Consider the following 11,471-nt stretch of genomic DNA (forward strand, 5'->3'; position numbering starts at 1 on the left):
CCTCCCATTGATGGCGGTGGATCTCCGGCACGTTTAAACGGCCTCGGCCGGGTCGCCACGATAGCGCACCCAAAGGTCGCCCATCGCGTCGCGGTAGCCCCAGGCATCGGCGTAGGTCGTCGACTCCTGCGCCAGATAGGCCATGATCGTAAGCATATCCTCGGCAATAACGGCATCGACGTTGCACAAGTGGATGATCGGGAAATGCCCGCACTCGTCGCCGTTCCACCAGGCCAGGAGAAAATCCGCGACCTTCCATGATGCGCCGGTCTCGGCCGCGCGCGTCGGCGGCATGGCGATGGCGAGCAAGCGGCCGATCGCCGCGCCGGCCTCATCGAAGCTGACGTGCAGAATGACTGGGCGGCGCTGCGGGGGTGTCGTGGCCGAAGTGCCGGGGATCATTTCGGTAACCCGTTTTCGTCGTAGAGCAATTCGGCATGGTCAACATAGGGACGCTTCACATGCGCCGCGGCGCGGTCGGCGATAGTCAGCAGCTCGGCGCTGCGCCCACGCCGGGATGGCCTCATGCCAGCCATGAACGCTTCGTCCATCGGCGGATTGTCGGGTAGTTCATCGGTCATAGGGCCTCCATATCGGCGGCAAGCCATCTGCCTACAGATCGAGCTGCGAATGGGAGCCGAGACGGGCGAGGATCAGCCGGTCATCGTCAATGAGCCGGTAGATCAACACCAGGTCGGGCTTTACATGGCAGTCCCGATAGTCCTTCCAGTTGCCGGTCAAGGCATGATCCCGGTGCCGCGCTTCCAGCGGCGCATCCGTAGCCAGCGCCTCGATAATCCGCCGCAAATCGGTATCCAGCACATTGCGGCGCGGCCCTTTCGCCTCGCGCTTGAAGTCCCGGCGAAACGCCGTGGTGCGCTCAATCGTCCGCATGAAGATCGGCGAACAGCGCATCCACGGACGCAAACCGCTCGAGGCCGCCGCGCTCGACCTCGGCGAAGGCGGCCAGCGTTTCCGCGTTGGGCTGGAACAGCGCCGCCGGAATCTCCTTGTCCTGCGCGATCCGGGTCATCAACACGCGCACCACGTCGCTGACCGTCAGGCCCGAAGCCCGAATAACCTGACTGGCCGCATCCTGAATGTCGCCAGGAACGCGAGCCTGCACCATACGGCTTGCCGCCATGATAAACTCCTGCATCTGAAATCTGTATTTCAGTGTAATACACTTTGGGTGAAATTGCTAGAGGTGAATCCGGTTGCTGCATCGCACCCTGACATTGAGAGGCGTCCTCGCCGGCTTCGAGCTTCGCCAACCAGGCATCGGCTTCCTCAAGCGTCAGATGCAGGCCCGTCTGCTGATATTCGTCCCACACCCGTATGGCGTCCTGGCGGAATGCCTCGCGCTTTTCCTCACGTTCGACATACTGTGCGATGGCTTCGCGCATGATCCAATGCGAGCTGCGTCGACGCACTTCGGCCAGGTGCTGGACGCGCCCCTTAAGGGCGTCATCGAGTATGATTGATGTTGGCGCCACCATAGCGCGACCTCCGTAGCACCAGGCATACCTTGCGCTAAGCTACCTTATCTGGGCTGCGCCGACCAATTCTAGCGTCGACCGCGACGGCGAGTTCGATGTGTCCGCGTCAGTCTGGCTATGTCCGCTGTCAGGCTTCGTCAGGATGTTAGGGCCGGGGATTTCGGATGCTTTTCGGACCACATTCCCAGAAGGCGAGCACGTTTGCGGAATTCGTGCCCACCGAGGGTGATAGCTTTGCGCCACTCTCCGCGCCCCTTCCCTAAGCTGCCGACGCCCGCCAACCCTCAAGGTGCAGCTCGCAAGGGCAGAGGCGTTCTGCGCCAGATCACATAGCCGAATATTTCGCGCCGGTGGGCGCGCAGCTTGGGCCAAGGCCATCTCGTCTCGTGCCACCAGGCAATTCCGTGGCGATGGTCGTGCGCCTCGAGCCAGTCGCGGATCGCGGCGGGCGGCTCCGGCAGCTCCTGACCAGATTTCTCTTCGATGCGGTAGGACAGGAAAAAGGCGAGCCAGATGGCTATGGCCGCAACAGGAGCCGCGGTCCAAAGCGGAACCTCTAGGATGAAGCCCAAATAGGGCGCGAGCGCGGTCGGCTCGAGCCATAGCATCCCATGAAACACGGCGATCGTTTCAGCGATCAGCATGAGCAGCATGCCGAGGTGCCGCACGAGCTGTCCGTGGTTGCCGGGCCGGCATCGGGCACGCTGATAGGCGATGATGGTGGCATCGATCTGGCGGGCGCCGTCGCCAGGATCGTCGGGATTGAGGTGAGCGGCGAGCGCCGCATAATCGGCGGACCGGTCCTGCACAGCGTTATCCTCCAGACAGAATGCCATGAACGGGCGATGAGAAAGCGGCAGGCGCCATCGGTCCGAGGCCGCTCTCTCGAAACGGAACGAGAGGGGCCGGTCACAAGCCGAACGCCTTCCGCACGAGCGGCGCGATCCGCGCCTCTTCCACGTCGTCCGGAGAGACGCACAGAACCGGGGCGATCTGCTGCATGCGGGGGTGGGTCACGGCTTTCGCGGCGAGATAGGTTTCATCGGTGGATCCCATTGCCTCGACGATGATCTCCCGCGTTTCGCCGGTGCTGCGCGAGCGCGCTTCCAACAGAAAATCCGGGCGGCATGATCCGATTGGCGTGAGCGTGTCGAACACGGGCTTTTCGAGGAGAAGGTCGAGCCCTGCGCGATCGAAGGACCAGCGCAGCCGCAGCAGGTCACGCAGCACCGCGCGCTCGAACTCGGAATCGACAGGGATGAAGCGCTTTCCCGAGTAGATCGGCTGGGCATAGCCGCGAAGCGGCGCATAGCCATGCGCTTCGGGATATTGGCCCGCCACGACGATCGTCAGATAGGGGCCCTTGATCGTGTTCCCGCGGATCGAGGGGGACTGGACGCGGTTCGCCAGCACGACAGGATCGCTCCCGGCGACATGGATCGTCGAACCTTCGAACTTCTGCGTGAAGAGCGCGAGGAAGCCCTGGGGCGCATGCCCGGGCGGCCAGACTCGGGAGAGCTCGCGCAAGCGGGCATAGATGCGCTTGCTGTGGAGCGCCTGTGCATGCGTCCAGAGGGCACGGCCGAGCTCGATGCCCGGTGCGATTTCGACGCGCTGCGCCGCGATGGCCAGCGTCTTGAACTCGTCGCTGATCGAATGTTCCGGGTTCTCGTCGGAGAGGCAGAGCGTACGATTGAGACCGGAGAGGTTGATAAGACGCCAGAGCAATCGGGCGAGCCTTGGCACCGAGGCCTGGCGCGTTCTGTCGTCGCTGCTTTCCTCTTCGGGACGCTGCGCCAGCTTCTCGGGCGCCGGGCGCAGCACCTCGAAATAGCCGGTCGGCGGATCGGCCGGGCTCTCCTGCGTTCGCACTTCGCTCAGCCGGTTGGTGGCCTGATCGCGGAAGAACGGGCAGTCCGCCCTGTGTTCGGGACGGTTAACGCTGGTGAGACGGCGCAGATAGTAGGTTTCTGCTTCCGACAGGAACGCCGGCGTCAGGATCGGGGGCGGAGCGTCGGCCGACAAACAGTCGCAGGCGATCCACCTCTCGCCGATGCGCGCCTGCTGGACAAGCATGATCCCCGCTTCCTCGTCGGCGCGCGAACCCTGTCCGACATACCAGCGGACGAGAGCCTCTCGGACGGGCGCGGGAAGCGCAATTCTCCCTGCGCGGGTCCCGTCCGTATTGCGCGGGATCAGCCACATCGGCGCCTCCTGATCTTGATTTTTGAGGCTGACACTGCTCGGGCACGCGGATTGACAACCCGGCGGCCGCTGATCTTCCCTTGGCCTGTTTCGGTAGCAGGGAGGGTGCAATGAGGGCGTTGGGGATCGGTTTCGGCATTGTGGCGCTGGTCGTGTCGGGGGGCGCGGCAGCCCAGGGGAAAGAGGCCAAGCCCGCGCGCAGAGTGCAGCTCATCACGATGACCGCGCCCGGGCCGGAGAGCCGGCCGGATGCAGCCGCCGAACCCCCGAGCGTGCCCAACCCGGTGTCGACCGGTGCCCGTCCGCCGGACTTTCGGGTGCATGACCTCAGCCGCCGGTGGGTGGAATTCCAGATGGCGAACAGCTTCACGAACAGCGGCGTTGCGCTCGAGCAGGCAGCAAGCGGAAGCGCCGGGAGTGAAGGCTCGGCCGCCTCCGCCGAATGGTTGCCGCCGGCGCCTGCCATCCCCGTTCCTGCGTGGATGCGCGGCGGCGCGAGCTTCGATTTCGCGGCCAATCGCTTCGAGCCAGGCTGCGGCGTCCTTCCCTATCGGCCGACAGGATTCTTGAGGGCGGACGCTGAGAGCAGGCGCGCCAGCTATTATCAGCTGATGAGCGGGATCGCGTGCGAATACGGCATTCCGGTCGGGTTGTTCGATGCGATGATCATTCGCGAAAGCCGCTATCGCACCGATGCGCTGTCGCCCAAGAACGCCTTCGGCCTGACCCAGCTGATGCCCGGGACGGCTGCCTCGCTGGGAGTGAACCGCTATAGCGTCGAGGATAATCTGCGCGGCGGAGCGAGATATCTTCGCCAGCAACTCGACAGGTTCGGCCATTATCATCTGGCGCTTGCCGCATACAATGCCGGGCCTGGCCGCGTCCGTGGCGGGCTCGTGCCGCGCATCGCCGAGACGCAGGCCTATGTCGACAATGTCCTCATGAACTGGGCGCGCTTGAGCGGCGTCTACCGGCAAGCAACCGTGCTGCCGCGCCAGACCGCAAGCGTCTTCCCGCCTCGGTCGGTGCCGCCCGCGCGCGTCGCGAGCGTCTCGCTCTTCTAGGAGCGCGGCGGGGAAGGGCCCGGCGCCGAATCCGGTCGGGCTAGATCCGGAAGTCATCGCTCTCGGCCAGGCGTGCACGGCGGGCCAGCTTGGCGCTCACCTCGTCCAGCAGTTTCCAGACGACGGCTCGCCTGACCGGCACCGCCCATTCCGGGCGGACTTCCGAGCCATCGATGCCTTCGAGTTCTTCGAGCAGAACGATCAGGCCTTCCGGCATGTCGACGAATGCGTCGCAGATCATTGTGAAGAGCACGTCATGGCGCTCGATCAGGGGCTGCGGGATCGTCCCGCTTGCCTTGATGCGCACATAGGCCGCGACGATGTCGGTTCCGAGCGCGTGCAGGATGATCTGAAGCTCGTCCACAGTCATGGGCGACCGCTTCGTGGGGTCGCTGTGCAGCAGCAGTCCCAGGCGCGTCTTGCTGATGCCGGTGAGGGCGGCGAGCTTGCGTTGCGGGATGTCCTTTCGGTCCATCATGCACCGAATGAGCGGTACGAAATCGCGCAGGATCGTTTCGTCATCCGGCTCGAGCACGAACTATGATCCAGCTGTGGCGCGAGACGACATTAGCCCCCGAACCTCCCCGTTAGGGGACAAGGCAAACACGGTGAATCCCGCTTTGCAAGCGTCGTTGGAGCCAGAGTGAGCGCAATATTCCAGCGCAGATACCGCGATATAGCTCGCGAAGATCGGGCGATTTCCTAGTTTAGCCGCGTGCTCGTGCGCCCCGGTTCGCCCCCGTCAAGGCGCTGCTCAAGCGACAACCGGTCCAGTATCTGCGAGGTCTTGAGCTCGACGACATAGTCGAACAGCAGCGCCGAAAGCGCGTCGCCGATCGTCAGTGTGGTGTCGAGGCGGCGGCCGAGAGCCTGCCGCATTTCCTCAAGCGCCTGGGCATTCGCATCAGAGAGCGGAAGCCGGATTTTCACGTCGCCATGGGTCGGAATCGCCGCGAAATGCTCGCGCATCGTGCGCACTTCATGCCTGCCCGCGGCACCCGGTTCGGCGAGCCGCGCCGCGACCAGCGATACGAGCGTCTGATGCTCGTTCGTCTCATTGGAGAATAGGCGCAGGCACTCGGTGGTCAGCCGAAAGAGATATCCGGAGACATCGAGCACAAAGCCTTCGTGTTCGGCGGCCGTCGTCCCCACGTCGAGATGAATCCTTCTTCCTGAAAGGCAGCATGGCGCTGACTACTGCGACGGAGCCTGGAGTCTCGATGGTTAATATCTGCTGAGTCGTAGCCCCGAGTCTACCGGGACGCCACCAGCGCCGCAATTTCCGGGGCAAGTTGTCCCGCATTCCGGGCCAGTCTGCCCCGTAATCCGGGGCGCCATGCCCCGAATGAGCGGGCAGGCCGCCCGGCGTTCGGGGGCAGGGCCTCGATCGGCGAAAGATTCTTCCCCCGTCACCCCGGCTGCCCGTGACGACCCGGCCGCGGGTTGGTCAGCTTTCCCTGGGCGCGGTTCTCGTCGCGTCTCCAATTGAAGGGAACCCAACATGCAGTCAGTCCTGAAAGAGACCGGGCGCGCAGAGTTGGCGATCGTCGTGATCGCCGCCCTCCTGTTCGCCTCCTTCTGGTTCGCCGGTCCGGCATTCGCCGGCGCCGACACGACCTTCGACACGGCGCTCAACAAGTTCACCGATTTCCTCGAGGGCTCGGGCGGCAAGATCATCACGGTGCTTTCGCTCGCGGGCGGCATCGTCGCGCTCGCCTCCGGTCGCTTCTCCATGGGCCAGATCGCCATCCCGGTCGGTGTCGGCGTCGGCGCCGGCACGGGCATTCCCATCGTCACGTCGACGGTCACCGCGACGATCTGATCATTCCTGCGGTCGGGCGAAGTAGCAGCTTTGACCGACCCAAGGAGAGGGTGGTGCAATGGCGGCGGATAAGTACGTCATCCCGACTCATCTGGATGATCCCGAGCTGATCGGGCTGTGGACCCTGGATGAGTTCCTGGCGATGGTCATCCCCTTCGTCTGGGGGATTCTGTCTCAGCACATCCTCATCGGCATGTTGCTTTCGGGTGCGGGCTGGTGGGGTCTCAGAAAAGCGAAGGCAGGCCGGGCGACGTCATGGCTTCTCCATCTGGCCTACTGGTTTCTTCCGGCCGGCTTCACCGGTCTGAGAGCCACGCCACCCTCGTACCTTCGATTGATGGCGGGGTGATATGGAACTTTCCTACAGCCATTCGCACAGCCAGCGGGTCTTGCGGCAGCGGAATCTGCTCGCGATCGTCGCCGTCGGCCTCTGCGCACTGACGATCCTGCTGCTTATCTTCACGGTGTCGCGGGACCGCGAAATCGTGCTGCAGCCGATCCTGCGATCGCCGGTCACGGTAAGCTCCGCCGGGGTCAGCCGCGAATATCTCGAGATGATCACGCGCGACACGGTGGTGCTCACCCTCAATCGCAGCCCGCAGAACCTCGAATACTGGATGAACGCGGTGCTCGATATCACGGCGCCGGCCTCCCAGGGCAAGGTCAAGGCGGACCTGCTCAAGATCGTGAACGAACAGCGTGGATCTTCGATTTCGCAGTTCTTCACGATCGAAAAGATGGAGCTCGACACGAAGGGGCTGCGCTCGGAGGTGACGGGCAGTCTGCATACGATCGTCGGCAATCGGGTCATCTCGAACGAGCGGCGGACCTTTCGGTACGACTGGGAATATTCCGGCCTGTCCCTGAAGCTGATCGGCTTCGGCATGGTGACGGCCGAGCAGGGGAAGGATCAATGATGTCCGTCTATGTCGTCGGCAGTGCCGCTGCGGGCACCGCCTTCCTCTCGCGCGTCAACTGTCATCTGAGCCGTTGCACGGGCGCTGCGCTGATAGGCATTGCCGTTCTGCTGAGCGCGCAGCCCGCCTGGGCCGATCAGACCATCATGGCGGCGGACAGCAGCCAGGTCGACTGCCAGGCGTCCGCCAAGGACCTGACGCGTATCAGCCTGGTCGAAGACGAGTTCGCGTCGGTCTCCAAGATCTCCACCGGCAATCCGACCGATGACTTCTCGGTCGTCAACGAGCCGGTCCGCGGCGACATCTACCTGTCCGTTCCCGACGGATTTGCCCGCCCGGCGCTCTCCTTCTTCGCCACGAGCAAGCGCGGCTATGTCTACAAGTTCGTCTGCCGGATCGGCGGCGACCAGGCCGCCCAGGTCTTCGTCTCCAATCCGGCGATCGCAAACGAACGCGCAGCGGAGAACGGTCCGGCCGAGAGGCTCGGGACCCACGATGCCGCGGTCGAGCTGGTGCAGGCGATGTATTCGAATGCGGTCGCCGACGGCTACGAGATGCGCCAGCGCGCCTTGCGGCCGGTCTATGTTGGCACCCTCAAGGTGCAGATGATCGCGGAATATCGCGGTTCGGAGCTCAGCGGCAAGGTCCTGCGCATCGAGAACAAGGGTCCGTCAGAGGTCGAGCTGACCGAAGCGATGGTCGCTCCAGCGAGCGCCCTGGCCGTGTCGATCGCCGAGAGCAAGCTCGCTCCGGGCAAGGTCACCACCGCCTACCTCGTGTCCCAGAACGGAAGGTGAGGACATGGCATTATTCGATTTCCTGAATCGCAAGCGTCCCGCTCTTGATGGGGCTTCGGACGAGGGCGTATCTCCTGTCGCCAGCGATCTCACCGCGAACGAAGCCGTTCGCCGCAAGCAGCGCCTGCTGCTGGCCGGGGTGGCGGGCGCCGGCCTGATCCTCTCCTCGTTCTGGATCTTCAGCGGCGATGAGAAGGGCGACAAGCTCGCCGACGACGGCACGAGCGAGGTCACCGTTTCGACCAAGGACCTGGTGAACCGCAATCTCTCGCAGCAGGAGTGGATGGCGCTCTCGGAGAACCGCTTCCAGTCCACCGAAAATCAGTTGAAGTCGATCGACGGCCAGAACCGCCGGCTGGAGATGCTGACCGCCCAGGTGGAGGCGCTCAAGGGCCAGAACCAGGCAATGCAGGCCGACGGCCAGCGCGTGCTGTCGGCCTATCAAGCCGAGAACGAGCAGCTGCGGCGGCAGATCAATGCGCGCCCGGCCGCCACGCCGCCCGCGCCCGGCCCGGCGGCGCTCTACGGCCCGAACGGACCGCAGGCTTACCAGCGTCCCGACGGTGCCCCAGGCGCCGCGGCGCGCGGACCGGTGGGCACCGCAAGCGAGGTGAAGCTTGTCAGCTTCAACACGGCGGAGACGGGGAACGCCACGCGGGTCGCCAAAGGCAACACCACCTACACGGACAGCGTCAATTATTTGCCGCCGAACAGCTTCGCGAGGGCGAAGGTGATCGTCGGCGTCGACGCGAGCGCCGGCGTGAACAGCCAGACCGACCCGCTTCCGGTGGTGCTCCGCGTTACGGGGCCCGCGCGTTCGGTCTATCAGAACGGCCGGCTGCTTACGACCAAGATCGAAGGCTGTCTCATCAACGGCGCGGCGCGCGGCGATCTTTCGAGCGAGAAAGTCTACGTCAAGCTGCAAAAGATGACCTGCCCGCAGCCGGGCGGCCGCTACGCCGTGTCGGAGGTGAAGGGATTCATTGCCTTCGGCGGCAAGACCGGCGTGCGGGGAAGGGTGGTGTCCCGCGAGGGCTCGCTCGTCACCCAGGCGTTCCTGGCCGGGCTCGCCGGCGGCTTCGGCCGCGGCTTCTCCGCGAATGCCAACAGCGTGTTCCAGGGAACGAACATCACCACGAACGGGCAGCGCGACAAGCTTTCGACGGGCGAAATCCTCGAAGGCGGCTTTGGCGAAGGCGTCGCGCAGTCGGGCGACATGGTGTCGAAATATCTGATCGAGCGCGCCGAGCAATATCAGCCGGTGATCGAAATGCCGACCGGGATCGATGTCGAAATTGTTTTCTTGGAGGGTGTCTATGTCCGCAATTGATCGTGTCCGCTCGCTCACTCGGCGATCGCGCCTTCTGGTTGCGACCGGCGCGGCCCTGAGCGTCGCGGGCATCGCGCTGGCCGCAGATGTGGGCAGCGCCGAAAGCCAGGTGCAGGCGCTCCTGAAGGCGCGGTTACCCAAGACTGCCGTGAGTGCGATCGACTGCGGCAAAATTGCGGGCCTGTGCGAGATCACCGCGGGCGAGAACCTATTCTATGTCGACACCAGCGCCCGCTATCTGGTGATCGGGCGCGTCTATGACATGCAGACCCGTCAGGACATAACGGCGGCGCGCCTGCTCGAGATGAACCCCGACATGCTGGTCGGCTCCTCCGCGCGGGCAAACGCGCTTGCCGCCGGCGGCGAGGAGGAGGCGGGCCAGCAGCTGGCGGCAGCACCTGCACGGCTCGAGCGGCCGGCAAGTCCCGCCAAGGCGCGAACGCTTTCGCTCTCGAGCCTGCCGAAGGATGGCGCGATCGTCTGGGGGAATCCGGCGGGCCCGACCGTCACGGTCTTTTCGGATTTTCGCTGCGGCTATTGCCGGGCGCTGACTGGCGTTCTCAAGGACATGAACGTGCGCGTGGTCGAGCGGCCGATCTCGGTGCTGGGAAGCCGGGATCTCGCCGACCGGGTTTACTGCGCCAAGAACCGCGAGGCTGCGCTCCATGCCGCCTATGCCGGGCAGCCGATAAAGGGCGAGGCTTCGTGCAACACGGCCGGCCTCGATGCGAACGAGGCCTTCGCGCAGCGGAACGGCCTCAATGGCACTCCCGTCATCGTGCGTAGCGATGGCGCGATGATCGAAGGATATCGCCCCCGGGCTTTCCTTGAAGCATGGCTTCGGGAGGCGCGGTCATGAGAAACGCTGCGTTGCATAGCCCCTGGCGCCGTCTCGGCGCGCCGCTGCTGCTTTCGACCGCTCTTGCGCTTGGAGGTTGCGCAGCGCTCGGCGGAAATGTGCGCGGCGACTTTTCCTGCGCTGCTCCTGATGGCGTCTGCGCGCCGAGCGCAACGATCGATGACCGCGCGCTTGCCATGATTACGGCAGATGCAGCTGAAGGGGTCGCGCTTCCGGCTGACGCTGCCCCGCGTTCCACCAGGGATCGGAGCCGTCTTGGCTCATCGAGGCGGACCGCCGCCACTGTCCCCGCCGATCCAGCCCGGACGCGCGAGAAGGTGCTCAGGATCGTCTTCCAGCCCTACATCGACGAGCGCGGCCGCCTGCATGAGAAAAGCGCCATACATGCGGTCGTCGCGAGCGGTGAATGGCAGCAGAGCCTTGCGCAGACCGTCCCATCCAATGCGCGTCTGGACTACGCGCTAGGGGTCCCGGAGAGTCTGGCCGATGCCGTCGACCGCGTCGACCCGCCGGGTGGGTCGCCTGGTGTTGGGGATCCTGCTGCGCCGGATCCCGATGCCGTCGCTGCCGCGCGTGCGAGGAGAGGCGACCCGCTCGAGACAATCAAGGCGGATGTCGCCGCGCGGCTCGCGCAAAAGCAAAAAAGCCCAGCAGCCGCAGCCCCCGCGGATGGTGTTGCCCACGCACCATCCGTAACCGCCTCGCCGGCGCCCTTGTCCCCCTCTGGGGCGCCGGCGGGCGGCCATGCGAGGGAGCCGGCGGCTTCTGCGGCGCCGCCGACGACGATCTCTGCGGCGGGCGAAAAGGCCGTCGAACGGGTGAAAAGCGATCCCGCCTATCGGCAGATTGCCGGGTCCGCTGCGAAGGATGCGCGTGATGCCGCCGCTGATGGCACTCCCGTCGCCTCGAAGCCGAACCTATCTGCGCCGACCGTTCGCGCCGCGGACTTCCCCGCCTCAGTGCCGGAGGATCATTGAG

At 64.9% G+C, this 11,471-nt stretch carries 16 protein-coding genes and 1 pseudogene; 8 read left to right on the forward strand and 9 right to left on the reverse strand.

Annotated features, from left to right (window positions below; translation table 11 throughout):
• Window positions 1-33 precede the first annotated feature (33 nt).
• The 7 genes and pseudogenes from SCLO_RS21040 to SCLO_RS21070 form a co-directional block, all read right to left on the reverse strand.
• Window positions 34-402, reverse strand: a complete 369-nt coding sequence (locus SCLO_RS21040) for a DUF7673 family protein (RefSeq protein ID WP_020818519.1) — start codon at window positions 400-402, stop codon at window positions 34-36.
• Window positions 399-581, reverse strand: coding sequence for a hypothetical protein (locus SCLO_RS24450; protein ID WP_020818518.1), 183 nt, complete (start codon window positions 579-581; stop codon window positions 399-401). Before SCLO_RS24450 ends, SCLO_RS21040 begins: the two co-directional genes overlap by 4 nt.
• A gap of 31 nt (window positions 582-612) precedes the next feature.
• Window positions 613-894: a type II toxin-antitoxin system YafQ family toxin gene (locus SCLO_RS21050; RefSeq protein ID WP_020818517.1), complete on the reverse strand. Its 282-nt coding sequence runs from the start codon at window positions 892-894 to the stop codon at window positions 613-615.
• The gene (locus SCLO_RS21055; RefSeq protein ID WP_021224639.1) at window positions 881-1,144 is read right to left on the reverse strand and encodes a type II toxin-antitoxin system RelB/DinJ family antitoxin; all 264 of its coding nucleotides are present in this window, start codon (window positions 1,142-1,144) and stop codon (window positions 881-883) included. Before SCLO_RS21055 ends, SCLO_RS21050 begins: the two co-directional genes overlap by 14 nt.
• Window positions 1,145-1,268: 124 nt before the next feature.
• A pseudogene (locus SCLO_RS21060) lies at window positions 1,269-1,499 on the reverse strand (CopG family ribbon-helix-helix protein); the annotation flags it as partial.
• A 284-nt stretch (window positions 1,500-1,783) separates the two neighbouring features.
• Window positions 1,784-2,335 carry a hypothetical protein gene (locus SCLO_RS21065; protein ID WP_020818514.1) on the reverse strand — a complete coding sequence of 184 codons (552 nt, stop codon included), beginning with the start codon at window positions 2,333-2,335 and terminating at the stop codon, window positions 1,784-1,786.
• A 73-nt stretch (window positions 2,336-2,408) separates the two neighbouring features.
• Window positions 2,409-3,704: a hypothetical protein gene (locus SCLO_RS21070; protein ID WP_020818513.1), complete on the reverse strand. Its 1,296-nt coding sequence runs from the start codon at window positions 3,702-3,704 to the stop codon at window positions 2,409-2,411.
• Window positions 3,705-3,814: 110 nt separating this feature from the next.
• Here SCLO_RS21070 and SCLO_RS21075 point away from each other — a divergent pair, with 110 nt between their 5' ends.
• On the forward strand, window positions 3,815-4,768 hold the full coding sequence (locus SCLO_RS21075) for a lytic transglycosylase domain-containing protein (RefSeq protein ID WP_021223069.1): 954 nt from the start codon (window positions 3,815-3,817) through the stop codon (window positions 4,766-4,768).
• A gap of 40 nt (window positions 4,769-4,808) precedes the next feature.
• On the opposite strand, the gene SCLO_RS21080 is transcribed toward SCLO_RS21075, so the two are convergent.
• Both SCLO_RS21080 and SCLO_RS21085 read right to left on the reverse strand, forming a co-directional pair.
• Entirely contained in the window at window positions 4,809-5,303 is a 495-nt protein-coding gene (locus tag SCLO_RS21080) for a helix-turn-helix domain-containing protein (RefSeq protein ID WP_066520038.1), read from the reverse strand.
• A 167-nt stretch (window positions 5,304-5,470) separates the two neighbouring features.
• Window positions 5,471-5,920 (reverse strand): hypothetical protein, encoded by a 450-nt coding sequence (locus SCLO_RS21085; RefSeq protein WP_020818510.1) that lies wholly within the window; start codon window positions 5,918-5,920, stop codon window positions 5,471-5,473.
• A gap of 349 nt (window positions 5,921-6,269) precedes the next feature.
• Here SCLO_RS21085 and SCLO_RS21090 point away from each other — a divergent pair, with 349 nt between their 5' ends.
• From SCLO_RS21090 to SCLO_RS21120, 7 genes are read left to right on the forward strand one after another with little or no spacing between them, the layout of a single operon-like run.
• Window positions 6,270-6,590 carry a hypothetical protein gene (locus SCLO_RS21090; protein ID WP_020818509.1) on the forward strand — a complete coding sequence of 107 codons (321 nt, stop codon included), beginning with the start codon at window positions 6,270-6,272 and terminating at the stop codon, window positions 6,588-6,590.
• 58 nt (window positions 6,591-6,648) lie between these two features.
• On the forward strand, window positions 6,649-6,939 hold the full coding sequence (gene traL / locus SCLO_RS21095; RefSeq protein ID WP_020818508.1) for a type IV conjugative transfer system protein TraL: 291 nt from the start codon (window positions 6,649-6,651) through the stop codon (window positions 6,937-6,939).
• A gap of 1 nt (window position 6,940) precedes the next feature.
• A complete protein-coding gene (locus SCLO_RS21100; protein WP_020818507.1) occupies window positions 6,941-7,507 on the forward strand; it encodes a type IV conjugative transfer system protein TraE in 567 nt (188 codons plus the stop codon).
• Window positions 7,504-8,304, forward strand: a complete 801-nt coding sequence (locus SCLO_RS21105) for a type-F conjugative transfer system secretin TraK (protein ID WP_021223067.1) — start codon at window positions 7,504-7,506, stop codon at window positions 8,302-8,304. The genes SCLO_RS21100 and SCLO_RS21105 overlap by 4 nt, the downstream gene beginning before the upstream one ends.
• A 4-nt stretch (window positions 8,305-8,308) precedes the next feature.
• Window positions 8,309-9,634, forward strand: coding sequence for a TraB/VirB10 family protein (locus tag SCLO_RS21110; RefSeq protein WP_020818505.1), 1,326 nt, complete (start codon window positions 8,309-8,311; stop codon window positions 9,632-9,634).
• Window positions 9,621-10,493 carry a DsbC family protein gene (locus SCLO_RS21115; RefSeq protein WP_020818504.1) on the forward strand — a complete coding sequence of 291 codons (873 nt, stop codon included), beginning with the start codon at window positions 9,621-9,623 and terminating at the stop codon, window positions 10,491-10,493. The genes SCLO_RS21110 and SCLO_RS21115 overlap by 14 nt, the downstream gene beginning before the upstream one ends.
• Window positions 10,490-11,470, forward strand: a complete 981-nt coding sequence (locus tag SCLO_RS21120) for a TraV family lipoprotein (RefSeq protein WP_048574957.1) — start codon at window positions 10,490-10,492, stop codon at window positions 11,468-11,470. Before SCLO_RS21115 ends, SCLO_RS21120 begins: the two co-directional genes overlap by 4 nt.
• The last annotated feature ends 1 nt before the right edge of the window (window position 11,471 follow it).

It is taken from the genome of Sphingobium cloacae (genome assembly GCF_002355855.1).
In the GTDB taxonomy this organism is placed as follows: domain Bacteria; phylum Pseudomonadota; class Alphaproteobacteria; order Sphingomonadales; family Sphingomonadaceae; genus Sphingobium; species Sphingobium cloacae.